The sequence below is a fragment of the uncultured Pseudoflavonifractor sp. genome (genome assembly GCF_944387805.1).
GTDB lineage: Bacteria > Bacillota > Clostridia > Oscillospirales > Oscillospiraceae > Pseudoflavonifractor.
On record NZ_CALXGI010000049.1, the window covers coordinates 1 to 20,053 of the forward strand.

Genomic DNA, 20,053 nt, shown 5'->3' on the forward strand with positions numbered 1-20,053 from the left:
GAGGCGGAATATGAAATGACGGCGCCGCCCGCTGCCCCCAACAGCACGGCGGTGGTGGAGCTGGATATGACGCAGGACGGAATCGGCTCGGTATATGACTACGGAATCGTGTTCCAGTAAAGCCGGAAAGAAACAGACAAAGGGAAAACCCCCGGGCCAGTTGGCCCGGGGGTTTTGGGCTGTTTTGGAAGAATACCAGCCTTTAATTAGTTGGTGATCTCCACAGGGTTGGTGCTCAGAGTAACGGTCTCATTGTTGAAGGTGATCTCAACAGTGAAACGGTACAGGTAGCCGGGAGTGCCGGTGTAATCGATGCTGACAGGCACAGCGGTGGTGCCGTTCATATCGTAAGTGGTAGCGTCGGTCACGGAAGCCAGCTCAACCCAGTTGCCGTTGTCCAGCATACGGGAGGGAGTGTACTTGATGGTGACATCGCCGGTGTCGCCAGCGGTCTTGCCGGTGAGGTTGAAGGCCAGGGTAGCCTTGCCGGAACCGCCAGTCACGGTAAAGTCGGAGACAGTGTAGCCAGCGGTCTCGCCGGTGCTGACGCCGCCGGAGGCATTGGTGCCGACAACCTTGATGTACAGGGCGGTGATGGTGGTGTTAGCGGGGGCGGTGCCGTCCTCGTCCTTCACCATGGCGATGACCTTGTCATCAGTGTCAGTGACAACGCCGGAGATGGAGCCGGTGGTCACGCTGCCGTCGGTGTTGATGTAGTACACAACAGCGTCGTCGGTGTAGGTGTAGAAGGTAGTGCCGGTGGAACCCAGACCAATAACGCCGCCGTCGGCCTTCTTAGTACCGGTAACCTCGGTCAGAATATTATCGCTGTTGGTGTTGGCAGCGGTCTTAGAGGTAGCAATGCCGTCGGTGAAGGTCAGGGACTGGAAGGTGTTAGCAGTACCGGAGAAGAAGGTAGCGGAGTTGGCCTTCACGGTGGTGATCTCGCCGTTCAGGATGACAGAGTAGATCCAGTACTCAGCGGTGTTGGAGGTAGCGGGCACATAGCCGACGAAGGACTCGCTGACCACATAGGCCAGATCCTGAGCGGTAGCGGCATTCAGAGCGCCGGTGACATAGACGAAGGAGGCGAAGGTGTCGCCGCTCTTCACAACGGCTTTACCGGAGAGGCTGCTCTGCAGGTTGGGCACGTTGCCGATACCGGTGTAGGCGGTGTACACGGTGTTGCTGCCCTTGGTGGTGGCAATCAGGAACACGGTGTTGCTGTTGACAGAGACCTTGTTGCTGCCGTTGCCGATGGTAGTGGAGCCAGTGACATAGGCGGTACCCTTGTCGACAGTGCTGTTGGTGACAGAGGTCAGGGCCACGGTCTTGTCGCTGTTCACGGTGTAGGTGTAGAAGGAACCCTTCGTCATAGCGTATTCCACGCCGCCTTCAGTAGCACCGTTGGTATCCCAGGAATACTCGATCTTGTCCGCAGCGCTGGCAGTGTTGCTAGTAGTGGGAGCCACAACGGTCTTGCCGTCCACGGTCTTGACGGTCACGATCTCGGTGGTGCCGTCGGTGTAGAGGAGCATGGCCTCGGCATACGCCTTAGAGGTGGAGCCGATGCTGCCGTCAGTGAAGGGGGTGACCCAGGCAGTGTCAACCACAACGGCGTAGTTGGCAACAGCGGGAGCCTCAGTGGAGGCGAAGGAAACCACAGTGCCGTTGTTGTCCAGGAACAGCTTGACTTCCTTGTTCCAGTAGCTGCTCAGGCCGCTGATAGCGGTGGTGTTGGTCAGGCCGCTGGCGGAGTAGGCGGTGCCACCCACAACGTACTTGCCAGCGCCCTGCATGCCGGTCACAGTGCCGGTCACGGTGGCAGCCTTCTCAATGTAGATCACGCCGCCGATGGTGACATAGAGCACCACATCGCCGGCAGCCAGGTTCTCATAGCCGACAACCTTGTTGACGGCCACGTTGCTGATGGCGGAGATACCGTCAATGCTGACAGCGTCAACTCTGTCGGCGGAGGTGGCCTTGGAGATGGTCACGCCCTTCTCGCCCACAGTGCCCACGGTCTTCTCGGTCACGCGGACCACGTCGTATCTGCCGTTATTGTTATTGTCGATCAGCTCAACCACAACGCCGGCCTTAGCCACAGCAGTAGCAACGCCAGCAGCGTTGCTGGAAGCGCCGTTCAGGTAGTAGGAAACCTGAGTATCAGCAGTGGCCAGATAGGCGGCGTTGCTGACAGAGCTGAGGTTCTCCAGAGAAGTGCCGTTGGTACTGGTGCCCAGGACCACGCTGTTGCCCAGGGACAGGGAGGTGGAGATCATGGCGTTGGTGCGGCTGTTCTTGTAATAGACAACCTGAACGCCAACCTGCTCAGGGGCAGCCTTGAAGGAAGTCAGCTGGTTGTTGACAATGGCGTCGCCATTGGCGGAAATGCCGGTGACAATGCCGGTAACCTTCTGCAGGTTGTAGGTCTCCTCGCCCAGAGTGGTCTGGTTGGCAGTGGAGCCAGTGACATAGCGGTTGCCGTTCAGATCAAAGCCGTAAGTGTTGGTCACGGTGTTGGCAAACAGAGCGTTGAAGATCATCTGAGCAGCGTTGTCGCGGGTCAGGGTGTCGGTGGCGGTCAGGCGCAGGTCGTTGGTCAGGCCGGCCTTCTGGGCGTCCTTCATGATGTTGGTGGACCAGTTGGGGTTGCCCTGATATCCCTGAGCGTCGGCGTCATAGCCCAGAGCCACCAGCAGCATCTTGGCGGCCTGAACAACGGTCACGCCCTGGGTGGGGAAGAAGTGGCCCAGACCGTCGCCGGTGATGATGCCGTTGGAGTAGCAGTACTTGATGTACCCCTCGGCCCAGTTGGTGTCGATGTCGGTCAGGTCGGTGGCAGTACCCTCAAAGAGAGTAGCGTCCACATCGCCCATCAGGATGTAGGTGATGAGCTTGGCCATGGTGGCGCGGTCCACGCCCTCAGCAGGGGCGAAGGAGCCGTCGGGCTTGCCCTCGATGACGCCCAGGTCGACCATCAGGGACACAGCCTCAATGTTGGTGACCTGATCCATATCGGTCAGATCAGCCGCAGTCTTGTCCGCAGCGCCGGCGCCGATGACCATCATGCCCAGGAGCATGACGGAGGCCAGAGCCAGGCTGAGGACCCGCTTGAGGTTTCTCATTTGGAAATTCCTCCTTCTAAAATTTGAGTTTAGGGGACGAAAACGGCCGCTCAGGGTCGTATAACGCCCCTTTCAGTCGAATGAAGAGAAGGAAATATATCTGTTTTCAGGAGAAAAGGGCTTGTTTCAGGGGAAAAAGTCGGCTTGGTAGACATTTGGTAGACACAGCCCGGAAAAGGGGAAAAAGAAAAAGCCGGAATCCCTTGGAGCGCAAAGGATTCCGGCTTTCAAACTGGTAGACTTTTGGTAGACATGAGCAGAAGTGTCGCGAAAAAAGAAAAAGAAATTTTCCATTCGATGTATGGAAAGCAGCAATATTTTCGGGTGGAACGGAATGGGGTGAGAGGTGAAGCAAATGAGAACGCAATCCGGGAAAAAACGGGAGCGCCGCCTGAATGCGCTGATGCGGCGTATGGATCAGTTGGCTGCCGGAAGAGTCAACGACGCGGTCAAACTGGCCTTCCTGAATGAGGAGCGGGTGGAGGAGATCGACAGCCTGGACCTCTCCACCCTCACAGAATTTAAGCGCAGCGGGAACGGAACTGTGGAGATCAAGCTCATGGACCGGGTGGCGGTGCTGGAAAAAATCGCCGCCATGCTGGAACGGGGAGAGGAGGACGAGGCCGACGCATTTCTCCAGGCGCTGGAGCAATCTGGGGACCAGCACGCCGGAACAGAAAACAGCGGAGAATCAATACCCAGGAGGGGCGAATGAGTGCGGAAATGGCAGTTTTCCGAAAAACAGAAAACTGTGCTGCGGTGGTGGTGTACACCGGAACGGCAGTATGAGGCCATCATCTGCGACGGCGCCGTCCGCAGCGGAAAAACCTTCTGCATGGGACTGTCCTTTGTATGCTGGGCCATGGCCAGGTTCCAAAACACCGCCTTCGGGCTATGCGGCAAGACCACCGTGTCCCTCCGGCGCAACCTGGTGAGAGGTTTGATTCCTGTACTGGAGGAGCTGGGGTTCCGGTTCGAGGAGAAAGTGTCCCGCAACCTCCTTACCGTCCGGCGGGGCGGGCGGGAGAATATCTTCTACCTCTTCGGCGGAAAGGATGAGGGCAGCGCCGCTCTCATCCAGGGCGTGACCCTGGCGGGGGTGTTGATGGACGAGGTGGCCCTGATGCCGCGGTCCTTTGTGGAGCAGGCCTGTGCCCGGTGCTCTGTGGCGGGAAGCAGGCTGTGGTTCAACTGCAACCCGGAAGGGCCGGAGCACTGGTTCTACAAGGAGTGGATTCAAAAGACGGAGGAGCGCAGGGCTCTCTACCTCCACTTCACGATGGAGGACAACCCAGGGCTCAGACAGGAGGTGAAGGCGCGGTACGGACGTATGTTCAGCGGCGCCTTCTATCGAAGGTTCGTGCTGGGAGAATGGGTGGCTGCTGAAGGGCGGGTTTACGACTTCTTCGACGAGAGCTGCCTGGAGGACCCGCCCGACGGCCTGAGCAGGTGGTGCATCTCCTGCGACTACGGTACCGTCAACCCCGCCTCTTTCGGACTGTGGGGATGGAAGGATGGAGTGTGGTACCGGGTGAAGGAATTCTACTACAACTCCAGGGAGACAAAACGGCAGAAAACCGACGGGGAATACGCGGAAGATTTGCGAAAGCTGGCTGGGGGACGGGACATCCGGCTGGTGGTGGTGGACCCGTCGGCGGCCAGCTTCATCGAGGTTTTGAGGCGGGAGGGCTGGCGGGTGGTGAAGGCGGAGAACGACGTGCTCTCCGGAATTCGCACCACTGCCAGACTGCTGCGGGAGAAAAAGCTGGTGATCTGCCGGGGATGCGACGACGCCCTTCGGGAATTTCAGCTCTACTGCTGGGCGGATGGGGGTGGACAGGACCGGGTGCGCAAGGAGCACGACCACGCTATGGACGAGATCCGCTATTTCGCGGCTACGGTTGTCACGGGCAGAGAGCCGCCCTACCTGGGCGCGGCCTATGTGGAGCGGACAAGATTTTAGGAGACGGGAGGGCTCGGATGGGATTCTGGGAGAAGAAAAAGTGTGAGGCACCCGCAGGGGTGGCCGTCCAGCTGCGGGACGGCGGACGACACCCCTTCGGCGTGCTGGACGGGTATGTGCCCCTGAGAAATGGGGAGATCGCCCTGTACCGCAGCATCCGGGAGGCAGTGCCCATTGTGGACGCAGCCATCCTGAAGCTGATTCGCCTGGCGGGAGGACCGGTGGTGCAGTGCGGCAATCAGAGTGCTCAGGGGGAGATGGAGCACTTTCTGAGAACAGTGAGCACCGGACGGGGGCAGCGGGGCATTCAGTCCTTCCTGGACTGCTATCTGGACTCCATGCTCACCTGTGGGAGAGCGGTGGGAGAGATTGTGCTCAACGGCAGGCGGGACAGCATCGCCGCAGTGCTCTGCGGCAACGTGGCCGACGTGGAAATCAAAGAGGGGGAGACACCCCTGGATATCACTCTGTGCGCCAGGGGAAGAGACGGTACACTGGAGGACCTGCCCTGCCAGGAGCTGCTCCTCTTCACCCCCTTCCAGCCCGAGACCGACAGCCCCTACGGCGTATCCCTGCTGCGGTCCATGCCCTTCCTCACCGAGATTCTGCTGAAAATCTATCAGGCCGAGGGCATGAACTGGGAGCGGATGGGCAACGTCCGCTTCGCCGTGGTCTACAAGCCCGGTGAGGACGCCATGGACCGGGCTTACGCCGCCGAGCGCAGCCAGCAGATTGCACGGGAATGGTCCGCCGCTATGCAGGCAGGCAAAAACGGCAGCGTGCGGGACTTTGTGGCTGTGGGAGACGTGGACATCAAGGTCATCGGCGCGGACAACCAGATTCTGGACAGCCAGGTGCCTGTCCGGCAGATTCTGGAGCAGCTCATCGCCAGAACCGGCATCCCGCCCTTTATGCTGGGGCTGTCCTGGTCCTCCACCGAGCGGATGAGCGCCCAGCAGGCAGATATGATGACCAGCGAGCTCACTGCCATCCGCCGGGGGCTGGAGCCGGTGGTGGAGCGAATCTGTGAGCTTTGGCTGGAGCTGAAGGGCTATGGAGGCGGAGTGACTGTGGACTGGGAGGACATCAACCTCCAGGACCTGGTGGAGGAGGCCAGGGCCGAGCTCTACCGGGAGCAGGCCAGGAAAATCCGGCTGGAGCTGGATGGCGTGGAGCAGAAGCAGTGATCCGACAGAGAACAGGGGGTAGGAAATGGACATTATAAAGCAGGCGGACATGGGGCAGACCCTCATCGTGGAGGAACGGGATCTGGCCCTCATCAACCGCTGGAGCCGGAAAGTTCTGACAGCCGAGGAGGTATACGCTTTCGCCGTGCGGCTGTGCGACAACGAGATTGACCGGGATGGGGAGCGTTTTACCGAGGAGACCCTGGAGGAGCTGGCAAAGCTCTTTGAGGGAAAGAGCGGCATCTTTGACCACCAGTGGAGCGCCAAGGGTCAGGCGGCCCGGATTTACCGCACCGAGGTGGTACGGGAGGAGAATATCCTCACCAGGGCCGGGGACCGGTATTGCTACCTGAAGGGCTACGCCTATATGGTGCGCACCGAGGAGAACAAGGGCCTCATCGCTGAAATTGAGGGCGGCATCAAGCGGGAGGTGTCCGTGGGGTGCGCCGTGGAGCGGGCTGTGTGTTCCATCTGCGGCGGGGACATCCGGGACAGAACAAACTGCGCCCACGTCAAGGGCAGAGAATACGGCGGAAAGCTGTGCTGGGCAGACCTGTCCGGCGCCACCGACGCCTATGAGTGGTCCTTTGTGGCAGTGCCCGCCCAGCCCAGGGCCGGAGTCATCAAGCGAATGGGCGGCGGCCAGGAGGACGACCTGACGGAGTACCTGAAGGGACAGCCTGTGCTGCTGAGCAGAGTGAAGCAGCTGGAAAAGGAGGCCGCCCTGGGGAGAAAGTACCTGGAGAAACTGCGGGGAGAAGTGCTGCGGCTGGGCGGCATCTGCGAAAAGGGCGTGGAGGAGCATATCCGTAGAAGCATTGCGGAGAAACTCAGCGGCGAAGAGCTGGAGGCCCTGCGGGACAGCTACCAGAAACGGCTGGAGGACCGGTTCCCCCTCGCCGTACAGCTGCCCCGGCACAATGAACGCTCCGAGATGGACCAGAGAGACGGCGCTTTCCTCATCTGAGGCGCAGATAAAAGAAAGGAGAACGGAGTATGGCAAAGGTTTCGTTTGAAGGCATCGGCGAGATGATGGTCACCTTCCTGGCGGAAGAGGGCCTCACCAGCGGCCCCGTCAAGATGACCGGCGACGGCAAGGTGGGTCCCTGCGGAGACGGGGACGCCTTCTGCGGCGTGGCCCTGGAGGTGAATGACGGGCTGGCCCTGGTACAGCTTAAAGGCTTTGTCAGGGTCAGCTGCGGCGACGCCGTAGCCGTGGGCTACACCAAGCTGTCTGCCAACGCCGGCGGCGGTGTCAAAACCAACGCGTCGGGCACCGCCTACCTGGTGGTGGAGGCCGGCAGCACGGAGAAGCAGACCACCATCCTGCTGTAATCGCGGGGTGGAGAGAAAACGGAGTGCCGGCGCGCTGCGCCGGAGGAAGGAGAGCTGAAAAATGGGATACGCTTATGACAATGTGAGACTGGAAAAGGGCATGTACCGGCAGGCGGGTCAGTCTTTTACCCAGGTTCTGGAGCAGGAGGACCCCTCTGAGCGCTATAAGGGCACGCCCCTGGAGGGCCTGGATGCCTACCAGCGGCAGCTCAAGCGCTTTGACATCAAGGTGAAGGGCGCGGGCAGCGATGTGGTGGAGAAGTTCTTCCGCACCTCCGATTCCGCCGTCCTCTTCCCCGAGTACATCGCCCGGGCCGTACGCCAGGGCATGGAGGAGGCCAACCTGCTGCCCTCCATCGTGGCCACCACCACCCGCATTGAGGGCATGGATTACCGATCCGTGGCCTCCGTGCCCGGCAAGGAGGAGAAGGAGCTGCGCAATGTGGAGGAGGGCGCCGCCATCCCCCAGACAGAGGTCAAGACCCAGGAGAATCTGGTGAAGCTCCACAAGCGGGGCCGTATGCTGGTGGCCAGCTACGAGGCCATCCGGTGGCAGAAGCTGGACCTCTTCTCCGTTACCCTGCGCCAGATCGGCGCGCACATCAACCGGATGCTGCTGGAGGATGCCATCGACGTGCTCATCAACGGCGACGGCAACGACAACGCCGCCAAAGAGTACAAGGTGGGCACCTCCCCCATCGGCGGAGCGTCCGGCACCCTCACCTATGACGACCTGGTGGACTTCTGGGCCCAGTTCGACCCCTACGAGATGAACACCATGCTGGTGTCCGGGGATGTAATGCTCAAGATGCTCAAAATGAGCGAGTTCCAGAACCCCCTCACCGGCCTCAACTTCCAGGGCACCGGCAAGATGACCACCCCCCTGGGCGCCAACCTGCTGCGCACCTCCGCCATGAGCGAGAAGACCATGATTGGCCTGGACAAGAACTACGCCCTGGAGATGGTGCAGGCCGGCGATGTGACCGTGGAGTACGACAAGCTCATCGACCGGCAGCTGGAGCGGGCCGCCATTACCAGCACCTGCGGCTTCGCCAAGCTCTATCAGGATGCCAGCCGGGTGCTGAAGGTGTGAGACGGCACAGGGACGGGCTGCGATTACAGTCCGTCCCCATCTAAGAGACGGGAGGGAACAGTATGGCGGAAGAGACAGCGGAACTGGCCCGGCAGCTGGGTCAGGTGCCCGAGGAGCGAATGGAGGAATTGCAGGCCCTGTGCGACCTGGCCGAGCAGGAGCTGGAGGGTAGGCTGAAGGACGGTATTGCCAAGGCCGACTGCGGCGCGGCCTTCACCCTGGGGGCCGCCTGGCTGGGATTGGCCGGACTGTGCGCCGCAGGGGCCGCCGATGAGGTGGAGTCCTTTACCGCAGGCAGCCTGACCATTCACCACCGGGACGGCGGCGCCGCCGAGGGCAGGAGCCTGAGCCTGCGGCGGCAGGCGGAACAGGTGATGCGGCCCTACCTGAGAGATGAGGGCTTCTGCTTCCTGGGGGTGCAGGGATGAGCGGGACCTTTGAGACGCTGCTGGCCAAATACGGACAGAGCGTGACGCTGTGCAGGCGTGAGGGAGAGAAGGAGACCATTCGGGCATTCCTCCAGCCCGTTACTGAGCGGCGCGAGACCTGGCGGCAGACAGAACCCTCCCCCATGGGGACGGTACGGAAGGACCGCTTCCTCTGCCTGACCGGAACAGACACGCCGCTGGAGAATCTGGAGGACGGGTACCTGGAGTGGCGGGACCTGCGGCTCAGGGTGTCCGCAGCACAGCCCGTCTATATTGGCCACACGGTCAGCCACTGGTGGGCCATCCTGACAGTGGAGGATGTGTGAGAGGGGGGAGAATATGGCGGGCTTGGATGAGATTCGCTCGCGCATGGCCGCGTTTCTGGCAGAACAGGGCCTGGAGGCTGTGACCGCCTGGCCGGAGGTAAGACGGTCACGGAGAAATGGAGCGGCCATTGCCGTCTCCCTCCGGAGCTGCGAGGGCGGCCCGGCGGGCTTTCAGGACTATCTGGGCGAGCGGTACAACCAGGACACCGGACGGTGGGAGGAGCTCTACGGCAGGCGGGTGAAACTCACCTTTGGACTGGACCTCTACGCCGCCCAGCGCAGCGGCGGCGCGGCAGCCATCGACAGGGCCTTGGACACCCTGTCCGCCGCCCTCAACGGCCCGGGGCCCGACGGCCTGCACATTCTGGAGTTCTCCGCGGGAGAGACGGAATTCCAGGAGGACAGCGAGCTTTACCACTGTCCGGTGGAGGCGGTATGCCAGGCGCGGCTATACGCCGTGGCCGACGAGGGCGGCGCCTTCCTGGACTTTGAAATCAGAGGGGAGAGATTATGAGCGTGACGACACATGAACGGCCGGGGGTCTACTCCAGCTATGACGCCTCTGCGGTGGTGGCTGCCGCCGGCGGAAGCAAGACGGTGGGCATCGCGGCGGTAAGCGAAGGCGGCATGGCTGGAACCCTTTACAAACTGACCAGACTGGAGGAGGCTGAGACCGCCTTTGGCGCCGGCGACACCATGACCGAGCTGGTAAAGCTCCTCTTCCTCAACGGCGCAGGTGCGGTGTACGCTGTACCCGTGGAGGAAGAGGAGGACTACGAGGAAGCCTTCGCCCTGCTCTCTGGGGAAGAGAACGTGGCCATCACGGTCTGCGACAGCGAGACTCTGACAGTACAGCAGGCCCTGCGGGACAGCGTGAAGGCCGCATCCGCAGCGCGGCGGGAGCGCATCGCAGTGGTGCCCGGAGGCACAGGAGAGAAACCCAGCCAGCTGGCCGAGCGGGCGGGCAACCTTAACTGCGAGCGGGTGGTGCTCACCGCCCCCGGCGGGGCCAAGGCGGCCGCCGCTGTGGCGGGAGCCATCGCCGGGGAGAGCGACCCCGCCGTCCCCCTGGGCGGCGCGGAGCTGAAGGGGCTGACCGACCTGAGCGCCCGGTACGATGACAACGAGATCGACACTCTGGTCCGGGGCGGCGTCACCCCACTGGAGAATCTGGCCGGGGTGGTGAGCGTGGTGCGGGGCATTACCACCAGAACCAAGACCGGCGAGACCCCCGACACCACCTGGCGGGAGCTGTCCACCATCCTTATTATTGACGAGGTGATCCCCGGTCTGCGCAGCAGCCTGCGGTCCAAGTTCCGCAGGGCCAAAAACACCGAGCAGAGCCGGGGCGCTGTGCGGGCCCAGGTGGTGGTGGAGCTGGAAAACCGGGTGAGCCGGGAGATCATCGACGCATATGAGAATGTGACGGTGTCCGCCCTGGAGGAGGACCCTACCGTGTGTTTGGTGGAGTTCTCCTTCGCCGTGGTCCACGGCATGAACCAGATCTGGCTTACCGCACACATCACCGTGTAAAGGGAGGGAACACACATGAATCTGTCGGGATTTCCCACAAGCAGCGATATCTACCTGGAGGTGGACGGAAAAAAGGTGGCAGTGGTTCAGAGCTACTCCGCTAAAACCAGCAAGACCAGCCAGACGGTGGAGGCCTTCGGCGAGGACGAGCCGGTGGCCACCATCCCCGGCCAGCGGACCCACGTGCTGGAGCTGACACGGCTCTACGCCACCGACGAGGCCATCCGGGACGGCATCAACTTCCACGACCTGGAGGACTTCAACCTGGTCATCTGCAAGCCCGACCGGAAGATCATCTACTCCGGCTGCCAGTGGAGCTCCATCGGCGAGACCGGCGCCCTGGGGGCCATGGTGGTGGAGAAAATTACCATTGTGGCCGCCAAGCGGATTGAGATGAAGGTGTAAGCTGTGGAGGAGAACTGGTCGGTGCTGCTGGGCGGCAGGCGGAGCATCAAGGTGGACAAGGGCACGGAGCTGCGGCTCCTCTCCGCCCTGGAGCTGCTGGAGGCGGGACGTGAGGCTGAGCGGCTGGCGCGCAGGGAGGAGGAGAAGGCCCTGTGCGCCAATGCCTGCCTGCTCGCCAGAGCCCTGGAGCGGGACAGAAAGCCGGTGTTTCCGGACGGAGAGGCGGTGCTTCAGGGGCTCTCCGCCGGCGAGATCGGAACTCTGGCCAAGCTGTGGAACGGCCTGAACCGGGCGGAAAATCCGAGCCCGGAGGACGGAGAGGAGCGGGTGGAAGCCCTAAAAAAAGCCTGGAGCACACGCCTGAAGCGCGCCTTCGCTGGCGTGTGCTCAAAGCTTTCGGGGCCCTCCCCACTGAGGCGCGGGCAAAAGAGATGACCGGCCGGGATTACCTCTGGTGCACCCTCAATCTGCTGCTGGATCAGGAGGAGGAGCTGGCGGCGCTGTGTCCCTCCTGCCGGACAGAGGCTCAGGAAGGCCGCTGCCCGGTGTGCGGAGGTCCGGCAGCTCCGGCAAACGCCGGGGAAAACCAGGCCTTTGACCTGGAGCGGTATGAACGGCTGAAACGGGGGGAGCGGGTATGATAGATTACATTGCCCTGGCGCTGGAGGATCAGGAGGAGCGGGAGAATAACGGGACGGCGGAGAACCTGCTGGAGCAGCGCAGCGCTGCCGGCGGGAGACGGGGGAAAGCACGGGAGCAGGGACTGAAAACGCCCGGAGCAGAAGGCGGCAGAGCTGTCTGGAGCGGCAGTACTGCGGAGGATGGAGTACAGACCGGGAAGAAGCCGGACGGCGGACTGACGGAGCTGACGGCCGGCCAGACACAGGCATGGCTGGAGACGGCAGTGCCTGCTGTGGGAGCTGGAAACTGGCTGGAAGAGGCGGCTGCTGTGCTCCGGGGGAGCGCTTCCGGCGGCGGAGGACTCTATCAGCGGCTGAGACAGGCTCAGACGGCGGCAGAATACCGGCCCAACCGGACAAGCGTAGCCCTTCTGCCGGCGGAGGAGCAAAGCGGCGCCATCCAGGGACTGGCCGAGCTGGACCGGGCCGTCCAGCGGGACGCCCGCCGGTATGACGGCGGATTTGAATTTTACTGAGGGGGATGGACATGGGCAGACTGGCGGCAATGCGCTATAAAAATTATGTATGGCCCCACAATCCCAGGGCCTACACCATTGAATACAGACGGGAAGTTGCGGCGCGGAAGGTGCCCTTCGGCCGGTACTGCCTCCAGGACCTGGGGCCTACCCGGCGGATTATGAAGGGCGAGGGGGAGTTTGTGGGGCAGGGGGCCTACGACGAGTTTAAAAAGCTGGCCTCCGTCTTTTACGGCGAGGGGCCCGGTCTGCTGGTCCACCCGGTGTGGCAGTCGGCCAAAGCCTACTTTGCCGCACTCTCCCTGAAACAGGAGCCCAGAGCTGACTATGTCAGCTATACCTTTGAGTTCTGGGAGTGCTACGACGGCTATCAGGAGGGCCTGCGGGAGATTGCGGGAGAGACGGGCGGCACCGTGGGTACCGGCAGCGCCGCGGGGAGCGGAACGGCCTGTCACACGGTGATTGTGGGAGAGACCCTGTGGAGCATTTCCCTGCTCTACGGCACCACAGTGGAGACCCTGGTGAAGCTCAATCCCCAGATCAAAAACCCAAACCTTATCTACCCGGGAGAGCAGGTGCGGGTGAAGTGACGGGAAGGCTGATTGGATACGACGGGAAGGAATATGCCCTGCCTGTGCTGCTGGAGTGGACGCTGAACTACGGCACTGGTACCCCCTGCGACAGCTTTGAGGTACGCTGTCCCTGGGGAAACCGGCTGGACGGGGCTCTGTCCGACGCGGTGGAGTTTGTGGCTGCTGAGAATGGCGAGACCGTGTTCCGCGGAGTGGTGGATGAGTACGAGTGGAGCTGCGGCAGCGGCGGAAGCACGCTGCTTATCTCCGGACGGGGCATGGCCGGACGGCTGCTGGACAATGAGGCCGAGCCCGCCGACTACCAGACCGCCACGCTGGGTGACATCCTGCGGGACCATGTGACGCCCTATGGGATTCAGACGGCGGAGGGAGCCAGCCTGCCGGCGGTACCCGGCTTCTCGGTGGAGAGCGGCAGCAGCGAGTGGCAGGTGCTCTACAACTTCGCGCGCTACTACGGCGGCGTGGAGCCGTACTTCGACCGGCAGGGTATTCTCCATCTTACCCCATGGGAGGACAGCAAGCGGCTGGTGCTGGACAACGGCGCAGCTGTGGAGAAAGTACGGTGGAGGGAGAAGCGCTACGGTGTGCTCTCCGAGGTGCTGGTACGGGACCGGACCACCCAGAGCGTGCAGCGGGTGGTCAACCAGTCTGTCCTGGACAGGGGCGGTAGGTGCCGGCGGGTGCTCACCATGCCGGGCAAGAGCAGTTACCAGGCCATGCGGTACAGCGGGCGGTTCCAGCTGGAGCAGTCCGCCGCCCAGCGGCTGCGGCTGGAACTGACCCTGGCGGGCCGGGTGGAGGCCTGGCCCGGGGATTTGGCAGAGCTGAGGCTGGAGCGGTACGGCCTGTCCGGCGTGTGGCGGGTGCTGTCTGCCGGGCACAGCGGAGACGGACAGGGACTCCGCACCGTGCTGGAACTGGGCGAGCGGGAGATTACGGTTTGAGAGAGGGGGAGGCCCGTGTGGCTTTCTGAGCGGAAAAAAAGCAGAGGGTACGGCGAGGCCATGGTGGGTCAGACCACCCTGGGCGGCGACCCGGCGGGCGCCTACCTGGATGCGGAGCGGCGGGCGCTGGCCGTTTTTGCCCCCGGGGGGTATGTGTGGCGGCCCGCCGTGGGGGAAGAGGTGCTAGTGCTCAAGCAGGAGGGGGAAAATTCCTGCGTGGTGGGCGTGCGCTGCGGCGGCGGCCTGGCCCCCGGCGAGGTACTCATTCACGCCGGGCAGGGGGATGCGGCAGTAAAGCTGGGGAACGACGGCACGGTGAGCCTGATGGGGCAAGTACTCATCAACGGCGTTCCCCTGGAGGATATGCTGAACAAAGGCGGGGAAGCATGACGGAACTGATGATACGGGACGGAGACTATGTGCCTGACGGAAAGGGAGGCTTGGTCCGGGCGGAGGGGAATGACGCCATTTTGCAGCGGGTACTGTGGAAGCTCACCCTGCGGCGGGGCAGCTTCCCCTTCCTGCCCGACCTGGGCAGCAGGCTTTATCTCCTGACCCGGGAAAAGCCGGGGAACCGGCTGGCTATGGCGAAGCAGTACGTTCAGGAGGCCCTGGAAGGGGAGGATGGCCTGGAGGTCACCGGCGTGGAGCTGACGGAAGAGAACGGAATTGGCCTGCTGAAGGTGGAGCTGACCTATGAGGGAAGAACCATGACGGCGGGCGTGACCTTGGAGGAGTGACGGCGAAATGAAAACGGTGGACGAGATATACGGCGAACTGGCGGCGGCCTTCGCCGGAGCCACAGGCCAGACGGCGGGACAGGACGGGGACATGGCGGTACGGCTCTATGCGGTAGCCGCCCAGGTCTATGCCCTGTATGTACAGGCGGACTGGACGGCGCGGCAGTGCTTTCCACAGACAGCGGCAGGGGAATACCTGGACCAGCACGCCTTCCTGCGGGGCCTGGAGCGGAAGAAGGCGGCTCAGGCGGTGGGCGCCATCCGCTTCCATGTGGACCAGGCGGGAAGCACTGATTTGACTATACCGGCAGGAACAGTATGTATGACAGCGGGACTGGTGCGTTTTGAGACCACTCAGGCGGCGGTACTCCGGTCGGGGAGCCTTTATGTTGACGCTCCGGCCAGGGCAGTGGAGCCCGGCACGGCGGGAAACGCAGCGGCGGGAACCATCCTGACCATGGCGGTGGCTCCGGTGGGGGTGAGCCGGTGCTCCAACCCGGAGGGCTTTACCGGCGGCACAGACCGGGAGGGCGACGAAACCCTACGGGAGCGGGTGCTGGAGACCTACCGGCGTCTGCCCAATGGGGCAAACGCCGCCTTCTATGAGCAGGGGGCCCTGTCCTTCCCGGAGGTGGCCGCCGCGGCGGTGCTGCCCAGAAACCGGGGCATCGGCACCGTTGACGTGGTGGTGGCCACGGCGGCGGGCAGCCCGGATGAGGAGCTGCTGGAGAAACTGACTGCCTACTTCCAGGAGCGGCGGGAGATCGCTGTGGATGTACAGGTGCTGGCACCCCGGGAAAGGACGGTGGATGTGGCGGTGGCAGTGGCTGCAAAGGCAGGCAGCGACGCCGCTGCTGTACGGACGGCAGTAGAGCAGGCCCTGAGGAGCTGGTTCAACGGCGGACTGTTGGGACAGGATGTGCTGCGGGCAAAGCTGGGGGCGGTGATCTTCGGCGTGGACGGCGTGGAGAACTACGACCTGACCGCGCCGGCGGAGGATGTGGCGGTGGAAGAGGATGAGCTGCCCAAACTGGGCAGCCTGAGCGTGACGGAGATGAGTACATGAGCTGTGGGGAGTATTTAAAGGAACTGCTGCGGCCCCTGGGAGTCTACCGGCTGGAGGGTACCATCAACGGCGGAGAGGTGGAGGCTCAGGGCCGGGCGCTGGACGGCGTGGCGGGGACACTGGACACCATTCAGCGGGAGATGCTGCTTACCACGGCGGAGGACACAGGGCTGGAGGCCGTTGAAAGTCTCCTGAGCCGCAGGCCGGTGACCGGGACGGCGGAAGGACGGCGGGCTGCTCTGGCCGCCCTTCTCCGCATCGGCGGAGACAGCTTTACCCTGGCAGCCATCAATGACAACCTGGCCGGGTGCGGCATCAACGCAGTGGCCAGCGAGATGGGCACACCGGGCACGGTGGAAGTGCGCTTCCCTGACGTGCCCGGCATCCCCGACGGCTTTGAGGAGCTCAGGGCCATCATTGAGGACATACTGCCCTGTCATCTGGCGGTGGAGTATGTGTACTGGTATGTGACCTGGGGGATGCTGGAGGAACGGTTTGCCACATGGGGAGAGCTGGAGCAGCTGAATCTGACCTGGGGTGAGGTAGAGAAACTGGTGACCTGAGCGGGAGGAGAGCAAAAATATGAGACGGATTGCAGTGGGCCGTGGCGTGGTGCGCTATGAGAAGGACCGGGATGACCTGGTGCAGGAGGCGGTTATCGCCATGGCGCGGCAGGCCGCCGCAGTACTGGAGGACAATGAGGCCGCCAAGGTGGGAGCGCTGTTTCCCCAGTGGACACCGGGGACAGCCTACAAGACAGGGGAGCGGATTTCCGACGAGGAGGGCAACCTGTACCGGGTGGTACAGGATCACACAGCCCAGGCTGACTGGCCTGTGGACCGGACGCCGGCCCTGTACACGCCTCTGGGCGTGACAGCAGAGAACCCGGAGGAGATACCGGAATGGCGGCAGCCCCTGGGGGCTGAGGACGCCTATCACATTGGCAGCCGGGTGAAGTATCAGGGGAAAATTTACGAGTGTACTGAGAATGACAATGTCTGGGCCCCGGATGTGCGGGGGTGGACTGAGGTGACGGAGTGAGTTGGGCAGAAATGAAGGTTGGAATTCTGGCGGCAGCAGCTGCGGCGGGAAGCATCCTCACCGGCTGGCTGGGGGGCTGGGACATTGCCCTCCAGACCCTGCTGGCGCTCATGGCGGTGGACTGCGTGTCCGGTGTGGTGGTGGCGGCAGTGTTCAAACGCTCCGACAAGAGCAAGGGTGGGCGCCTGGACAGCGGTGCCGGGTTCCGGGGACTGTGCAAGAAATGCGCGGAGCTGGTGCTGGTGCTGCTGGCCGTCCGCCTGGACGCGCTCACCGGCGGAACCCAGTACGTCCGGATGGCGGTGCTGATTTTCTTTATTGGCAATGAGGGTCTGTCCATCCTGGAAAATCTGGGGCTGATGGGGGTGCCTTACCCCGCTTTTCTGAAAAATGCCCTGGAGGTACTGCTGGAAAAGGGCGACCAGGGGAAATCGGAGCGGTAAAAAGGCCTCAGCCGTGAATCTCCACGGCCGGGGCGTCACTGTATCAGAGAAAAAATCGAGTGAAAATGCCGGACACCTCTTCGACGGTCAGAGTGCCCTGGGGAGCCATTAGGCCGCCCTCTGCCCAGAGAATGAGACCGGTGTCCGTGGCCCAGTAGAGGGAGTCGTCTGCCCAGGGGGAGATGCCGTCGAAGTCGTTGCACCCGGGTAAATTACCGAAGGTACGGGTCTCAAACCCCAGAAAGTTACCCACACGGCGGAGCACCACGGCTGCCTCCTCCCGGGTGATGGGACGGTCGGGGTCAAAGCGGCCCCAGCCTGTGCCGAGCAAAAAGCCCATGTCCGCCGCCCAGCAGATGGCGGCAGTATCGGGGCGGGTATGAGAGACATCATAAAAGATGCCGGTGTCCTCATAAGGCACGCCGCCGAAGGCCTCCCAAAGGGAAACAGTAAATTCCCCGCGGGTCACAGGCTCGGAAACAGCCCAGCAGGCGGGACAGAGCAGGACGAGGGAGAGCGCAAGGGCAAAGAAATGCTTCACGGTATCACCTCCTGGGGAGAAGATACCATAAACTGGATAAATTATCCGTCGTAAGAGCACCACTCGCAGAGGAGATTGCCCTGGGCGTCATAGGCACGGGCCAGGGTGGCGCCGGCGCCTTCGCCAGGATTCCAGACCTGCTGGCACGTCCAGAAGGGGCTGTCTGGCGAGAGACGGGTGCAGTCGGCCACGCTGCCATGCTCCAGCAGCCAGTCCCGGGGGGAGAGACCGTTCGATTCGATGGAATTGTACCAGCCTTGATAGAGCTCTATGCGGGCCACGTCAGGCAGCGTGCACACGGCCAGCGAGACCCACTCCCAGTACCAGTCACCGTCGTCAAAGGGATTTTCGGAAATGCCTTCCTCCCACAGGTAGGCGGTGGCATATTGAAGGGGAACAGCCTCCAGGGGAGAATCCTCAGAAGGCGTAAGAAGATGAATACGAAGATTGGGCTGGGACCAGAAGAGGCCGGCCCTGGGATGGACGGTCACCGCCCAGCCGTCTTCCTGACGGCTGACCAGCCAGCAGCTCCCCTCTCCGGAACTGTCCGGAGAGGAGGTAATCTCTTGAAAATGGATGGTACCCTGGGCCTCCACCGGGCCGGGGGTGAGACCGTAGGACAGCAGGGCAGCCCGGTGAGCCAGACCGGGCGTGGGCATAGGAGAACCGGACGCCCACCAGTAGAACACCAGAGAAAACAGCAGAAACAGAATGCTGAGGGTCAGACGGATCTTTCGGGAGGGAACAGGCAGCTTCACGGCTCGGTCACCTCCTGGGCGGTGAACTGGTAGACCAGCTGGTGGTCATTGCCAAACTCAATGGTGAAGGTCTGGGGGAGAGAGACTGGCTGGGAGAAGTACACGGAGATGCTATAAAATTGGCGGAACAGCCCTCGCTCCGGGCAGGCAGAGAGATAGGAACGACCGGAGAGCGGGCCATCATCTCCGCTGAGAGAGACAGGGAGATACTCGGCGTCCAGCGGAGAGAGCCAGAAGGCGGGACACAGGGCGGAGACCACAATATCCAGATGGTATTCCGGCTCCGACAGAGGGATGCCGTTGGCATCCGTATCATACCGGTAGATCTGGGCGGCGCCGGTATCGGAAAAGAAATAGGAGCCGATTTGGCCGCCCCCCACGGCGGCGCCGGAGGCCAGAACCGTGCGGGGCGGGTAAATTCCGCTCTCATCGCCCAAAACCAGAGTCTGGGGATTGGCAAAGGGGGCCCAAGTTGCGTTCGCCATAACCTCGTTCCGGGCGGCAAAGAATCCGGCGCATAAAATCAGAAGGGCCAGAATGCAGAACACCCGGGTAAGACGGGGGTACCAGGGGGTGTGGAGCCTGTCTAGGTCGGCGCCCAGCCGGTCGGCGTCGCCCATGGCGGCGGCTGCCTCCTGACGGGCCTGCCGGGGGTCCATGCCCCTGTCCTGGAGGGCCTGGGCGTGGTCCTCCATATGGCCCAGCAGTTCCTCATAGATCTGCTCCCGGGCCGAGCGGAAGCGGATGCGGCGGCACACCCGGTCGCAGTATTGACGGATAGGGTCCCAGGCCATGGAATGACCTCCCTTCGGAATCGGACGGAGTCAGGCCATGGCCCCGGCGGCGCCGGTGACGATGGCGTTGACCTTCTCGGAAAAGACCTGCCACTCCGCCTTTTTCTCATCCAGCAGCCGCAGGCCTTTCCTGGTGATGTGGTAGTACTTCCGTTTCCGACCGGAGGGAGACTCCTTCTCATAGGAGGTGACCGCCTTCTTGTTTTCCAGGCCGTGAAGGATGGGGTAGAGTGTGCCCTCCCTGAGGGTGAAAGTGTGGTCGCTGCGGGCCTCCAGCTGGGCAATCATCTCATAGCCGTACATATCGCCGCCAGAGAGCAGGGAGAGAATGAGCAGGGTGGTGCTGCCGGAGAGCAGGTTTTTGTCAGGCTTCATGGGGGGAGCCTCCTTTCTTATTTTAATAATAGAATTATACCTCGATTATCTAGGTATATTATACATAGATAACCGAGGCATGTCAAGGGCAGGAAAAACGGGCGCCGCAGAATATTCTGCGGCGCCCTTCTGTTGCTTAAAGAACCACTGGGTCTGCCAGTGGATAAAGAGCTTATAGCTATGGACAAAAAAAGGACTCCCCGA

Annotated in this window: 27 protein-coding genes; 22 read left to right on the forward strand and 5 right to left on the reverse strand. The window is 62.4% G+C overall.

Annotated elements, in window-relative coordinates:
- Positions 1–206: 206 nt before the first annotated feature.
- Positions 207–3,128, reverse strand: a complete 2,922-nt coding sequence (locus tag Q0K06_RS10545) for an S-layer homology domain-containing protein (RefSeq protein WP_294552091.1) — start codon at positions 3,126–3,128, stop codon at positions 207–209.
- A 355-nt stretch (positions 3,129–3,483) separates the two neighbouring features.
- Between Q0K06_RS10545 and Q0K06_RS10550 the strand changes: the two genes are divergently transcribed.
- The 22 genes from Q0K06_RS10550 to Q0K06_RS10655 all read left to right on the forward strand — a co-directional run bounded on the left by Q0K06_RS10550 (position 3,484) and on the right by Q0K06_RS10655 (position 17,381).
- The gene (locus tag Q0K06_RS10550) at positions 3,484–3,843 is read left to right on the forward strand and encodes an XRE family transcriptional regulator (protein WP_294552093.1); all 360 of its coding nucleotides are present in this window, start codon (positions 3,484–3,486) and stop codon (positions 3,841–3,843) included.
- A complete protein-coding gene (locus Q0K06_RS10555; protein WP_294552095.1) occupies positions 3,844–5,091 on the forward strand; it encodes a PBSX family phage terminase large subunit in 1,248 nt (415 codons plus the stop codon).
- A 17-nt stretch (positions 5,092–5,108) separates the two neighbouring features.
- A complete protein-coding gene (locus Q0K06_RS10560; protein ID WP_294552097.1) occupies positions 5,109–6,278 on the forward strand; it encodes a serine/threonine protein phosphatase in 1,170 nt (389 codons plus the stop codon).
- 25 nt (positions 6,279–6,303) lie between these two features.
- Positions 6,304–7,245: a hypothetical protein gene (locus Q0K06_RS10565; protein ID WP_294552099.1), complete on the forward strand. Its 942-nt coding sequence runs from the start codon at positions 6,304–6,306 to the stop codon at positions 7,243–7,245.
- A gap of 29 nt (positions 7,246–7,274) precedes the next feature.
- Positions 7,275–7,613, forward strand: a complete 339-nt coding sequence (locus tag Q0K06_RS10570; protein WP_294552101.1) for a hypothetical protein — start codon at positions 7,275–7,277, stop codon at positions 7,611–7,613.
- A 61-nt stretch (positions 7,614–7,674) separates the two neighbouring features.
- Positions 7,675–8,706, forward strand: a complete 1,032-nt coding sequence (locus tag Q0K06_RS10575) for a phage major capsid protein (protein ID WP_294552103.1) — start codon at positions 7,675–7,677, stop codon at positions 8,704–8,706.
- Between the two features lie 62 nt (positions 8,707–8,768).
- Positions 8,769–9,134: a hypothetical protein gene (locus tag Q0K06_RS10580; RefSeq protein WP_294552105.1), complete on the forward strand. Its 366-nt coding sequence runs from the start codon at positions 8,769–8,771 to the stop codon at positions 9,132–9,134.
- Positions 9,131–9,460 (forward strand): hypothetical protein, encoded by a 330-nt coding sequence (locus Q0K06_RS10585; RefSeq protein WP_294552108.1) that lies wholly within the window; start codon positions 9,131–9,133, stop codon positions 9,458–9,460. The genes Q0K06_RS10580 and Q0K06_RS10585 overlap by 4 nt, the downstream gene beginning before the upstream one ends.
- A gap of 13 nt (positions 9,461–9,473) precedes the next feature.
- Complete coding sequence (locus Q0K06_RS10590) at positions 9,474–9,974, forward strand: hypothetical protein (protein WP_294552111.1); 501 nt, start codon at positions 9,474–9,476, stop codon at positions 9,972–9,974.
- Positions 9,971–10,993 (forward strand): phage tail sheath C-terminal domain-containing protein, encoded by a 1,023-nt coding sequence (locus Q0K06_RS10595; RefSeq protein WP_294552114.1) that lies wholly within the window; start codon positions 9,971–9,973, stop codon positions 10,991–10,993. The genes Q0K06_RS10590 and Q0K06_RS10595 overlap by 4 nt, the downstream gene beginning before the upstream one ends.
- Before the next feature lie 15 nt (positions 10,994–11,008).
- Complete coding sequence (locus Q0K06_RS10600; RefSeq protein ID WP_006570853.1) at positions 11,009–11,398, forward strand: hypothetical protein; 390 nt, start codon at positions 11,009–11,011, stop codon at positions 11,396–11,398.
- 3 nt (positions 11,399–11,401) lie between these two features.
- Positions 11,402–11,833 carry a hypothetical protein gene (locus tag Q0K06_RS10605; protein WP_294552119.1) on the forward strand — a complete coding sequence of 144 codons (432 nt, stop codon included), beginning with the start codon at positions 11,402–11,404 and terminating at the stop codon, positions 11,831–11,833.
- The gene (locus Q0K06_RS10610; protein ID WP_294552121.1) at positions 11,830–12,039 is read left to right on the forward strand and encodes a molybdopterin oxidoreductase; all 210 of its coding nucleotides are present in this window, start codon (positions 11,830–11,832) and stop codon (positions 12,037–12,039) included. The genes Q0K06_RS10605 and Q0K06_RS10610 overlap by 4 nt, the downstream gene beginning before the upstream one ends.
- On the forward strand, positions 12,036–12,554 hold the full coding sequence (locus tag Q0K06_RS10615) for a hypothetical protein (RefSeq protein WP_294552124.1): 519 nt from the start codon (positions 12,036–12,038) through the stop codon (positions 12,552–12,554). Before Q0K06_RS10610 ends, Q0K06_RS10615 begins: the two co-directional genes overlap by 4 nt.
- An 11-nt stretch (positions 12,555–12,565) precedes the next feature.
- A complete protein-coding gene (locus tag Q0K06_RS10620; RefSeq protein WP_294552127.1) occupies positions 12,566–13,144 on the forward strand; it encodes a LysM peptidoglycan-binding domain-containing protein in 579 nt (192 codons plus the stop codon).
- Positions 13,141–14,091 carry a hypothetical protein gene (locus tag Q0K06_RS10625; RefSeq protein ID WP_294552130.1) on the forward strand — a complete coding sequence of 317 codons (951 nt, stop codon included), beginning with the start codon at positions 13,141–13,143 and terminating at the stop codon, positions 14,089–14,091. The genes Q0K06_RS10620 and Q0K06_RS10625 overlap by 4 nt, the downstream gene beginning before the upstream one ends.
- A 15-nt stretch (positions 14,092–14,106) precedes the next feature.
- Complete coding sequence (locus tag Q0K06_RS10630) at positions 14,107–14,481, forward strand: hypothetical protein (RefSeq protein WP_294552133.1); 375 nt, start codon at positions 14,107–14,109, stop codon at positions 14,479–14,481.
- Positions 14,478–14,831 (forward strand): hypothetical protein, encoded by a 354-nt coding sequence (locus tag Q0K06_RS10635; protein WP_294552136.1) that lies wholly within the window; start codon positions 14,478–14,480, stop codon positions 14,829–14,831. Before Q0K06_RS10630 ends, Q0K06_RS10635 begins: the two co-directional genes overlap by 4 nt.
- A 7-nt stretch (positions 14,832–14,838) precedes the next feature.
- The gene (locus Q0K06_RS10640; protein ID WP_294552138.1) at positions 14,839–15,897 is read left to right on the forward strand and encodes a baseplate J/gp47 family protein; all 1,059 of its coding nucleotides are present in this window, start codon (positions 14,839–14,841) and stop codon (positions 15,895–15,897) included.
- Positions 15,894–16,460 (forward strand): DUF2313 domain-containing protein, encoded by a 567-nt coding sequence (locus Q0K06_RS10645; RefSeq protein WP_294552141.1) that lies wholly within the window; start codon positions 15,894–15,896, stop codon positions 16,458–16,460. The genes Q0K06_RS10640 and Q0K06_RS10645 overlap by 4 nt, the downstream gene beginning before the upstream one ends.
- 19 nt (positions 16,461–16,479) lie before the next feature.
- The gene (locus Q0K06_RS10650; protein WP_294552144.1) at positions 16,480–16,938 is read left to right on the forward strand and encodes a carbohydrate-binding protein; all 459 of its coding nucleotides are present in this window, start codon (positions 16,480–16,482) and stop codon (positions 16,936–16,938) included.
- An 11-nt stretch (positions 16,939–16,949) separates the two neighbouring features.
- A complete protein-coding gene (locus Q0K06_RS10655; RefSeq protein WP_294552147.1) occupies positions 16,950–17,381 on the forward strand; it encodes a phage holin family protein in 432 nt (143 codons plus the stop codon).
- A gap of 43 nt (positions 17,382–17,424) precedes the next feature.
- Here Q0K06_RS10655 and Q0K06_RS10660 read toward each other — a convergent pair whose 3' ends face one another.
- From Q0K06_RS10660 to Q0K06_RS10675, 4 genes are read right to left on the reverse strand one after another with little or no spacing between them, the layout of a single operon-like run.
- A complete protein-coding gene (locus Q0K06_RS10660; protein ID WP_294552150.1) occupies positions 17,425–17,922 on the reverse strand; it encodes an S-layer homology domain-containing protein in 498 nt (165 codons plus the stop codon).
- Positions 17,923–17,963: 41 nt separating this feature from the next.
- Positions 17,964–18,680 (reverse strand): hypothetical protein, encoded by a 717-nt coding sequence (locus tag Q0K06_RS10665; RefSeq protein ID WP_294552153.1) that lies wholly within the window; start codon positions 18,678–18,680, stop codon positions 17,964–17,966.
- Entirely contained in the window at positions 18,677–19,474 is a 798-nt protein-coding gene (locus tag Q0K06_RS10670) for a permease prefix domain 1-containing protein (RefSeq protein ID WP_294552156.1), read from the reverse strand. Before Q0K06_RS10670 ends, Q0K06_RS10665 begins: the two co-directional genes overlap by 4 nt.
- A gap of 30 nt (positions 19,475–19,504) precedes the next feature.
- A complete protein-coding gene (locus Q0K06_RS10675; RefSeq protein ID WP_294552159.1) occupies positions 19,505–19,849 on the reverse strand; it encodes a PadR family transcriptional regulator in 345 nt (114 codons plus the stop codon).
- Positions 19,850–20,053 lie beyond the last annotated feature (204 nt).

What these genes read in the sequence shown, in the direction of transcription:
- Q0K06_RS10595 (WP_294552114.1), top strand. Translation starts at nt 9,971, where the DNA reads ATGAGCGTGACGACACATGAACGGCCGGGGGTCTACTCCAGCTATGAC.
- Q0K06_RS10570 (WP_294552101.1), top strand. Translation starts at nt 7,275, where the DNA reads ATGGCAAAGGTTTCGTTTGAAGGCATCGGCGAGATGATGGTCACCTTC.
- Q0K06_RS10545 (WP_294552091.1), bottom strand. Translation starts at nt 3,128, where the DNA reads ATGAGAAACCTCAAGCGGGTCCTCAGCCTGGCTCTGGCCTCCGTCATG.
- Q0K06_RS10600 (WP_006570853.1), top strand. Translation starts at nt 11,009, where the DNA reads ATGAATCTGTCGGGATTTCCCACAAGCAGCGATATCTACCTGGAGGTG.
- Q0K06_RS10575 (WP_294552103.1), top strand. Translation starts at nt 7,675, where the DNA reads ATGGGATACGCTTATGACAATGTGAGACTGGAAAAGGGCATGTACCGG.
- Q0K06_RS10620 (WP_294552127.1), top strand. Translation starts at nt 12,566, where the DNA reads ATGGGCAGACTGGCGGCAATGCGCTATAAAAATTATGTATGGCCCCAC.
- Q0K06_RS10590 (WP_294552111.1), top strand. Translation starts at nt 9,474, where the DNA reads ATGGCGGGCTTGGATGAGATTCGCTCGCGCATGGCCGCGTTTCTGGCA.
- Q0K06_RS10640 (WP_294552138.1), top strand. Translation starts at nt 14,839, where the DNA reads ATGAAAACGGTGGACGAGATATACGGCGAACTGGCGGCGGCCTTCGCC.
- Q0K06_RS10670 (WP_294552156.1), bottom strand. Translation starts at nt 19,474, where the DNA reads ATGGCCTGGGACCCTATCCGTCAATACTGCGACCGGGTGTGCCGCCGC.
- Q0K06_RS10550 (WP_294552093.1), top strand. Translation starts at nt 3,484, where the DNA reads ATGAGAACGCAATCCGGGAAAAAACGGGAGCGCCGCCTGAATGCGCTG.
- Q0K06_RS10675 (WP_294552159.1), bottom strand. Translation starts at nt 19,849, where the DNA reads ATGAAGCCTGACAAAAACCTGCTCTCCGGCAGCACCACCCTGCTCATT.
- Q0K06_RS10650 (WP_294552144.1), top strand. Translation starts at nt 16,480, where the DNA reads ATGAGACGGATTGCAGTGGGCCGTGGCGTGGTGCGCTATGAGAAGGAC.
- Q0K06_RS10610 (WP_294552121.1), top strand. Translation starts at nt 11,830, where the DNA reads ATGACCGGCCGGGATTACCTCTGGTGCACCCTCAATCTGCTGCTGGAT.
- Q0K06_RS10565 (WP_294552099.1), top strand. Translation starts at nt 6,304, where the DNA reads ATGGACATTATAAAGCAGGCGGACATGGGGCAGACCCTCATCGTGGAG.
- Q0K06_RS10580 (WP_294552105.1), top strand. Translation starts at nt 8,769, where the DNA reads ATGGCGGAAGAGACAGCGGAACTGGCCCGGCAGCTGGGTCAGGTGCCC.
- Q0K06_RS10645 (WP_294552141.1), top strand. Translation starts at nt 15,894, where the DNA reads ATGAGCTGTGGGGAGTATTTAAAGGAACTGCTGCGGCCCCTGGGAGTC.
- Q0K06_RS10635 (WP_294552136.1), top strand. Translation starts at nt 14,478, where the DNA reads ATGACGGAACTGATGATACGGGACGGAGACTATGTGCCTGACGGAAAG.
- Q0K06_RS10585 (WP_294552108.1), top strand. Translation starts at nt 9,131, where the DNA reads ATGAGCGGGACCTTTGAGACGCTGCTGGCCAAATACGGACAGAGCGTG.
- Q0K06_RS10615 (WP_294552124.1), top strand. Translation starts at nt 12,036, where the DNA reads ATGATAGATTACATTGCCCTGGCGCTGGAGGATCAGGAGGAGCGGGAG.
- Q0K06_RS10560 (WP_294552097.1), top strand. Translation starts at nt 5,109, where the DNA reads ATGGGATTCTGGGAGAAGAAAAAGTGTGAGGCACCCGCAGGGGTGGCC.
- Q0K06_RS10655 (WP_294552147.1), top strand. Translation starts at nt 16,950, where the DNA reads ATGAAGGTTGGAATTCTGGCGGCAGCAGCTGCGGCGGGAAGCATCCTC.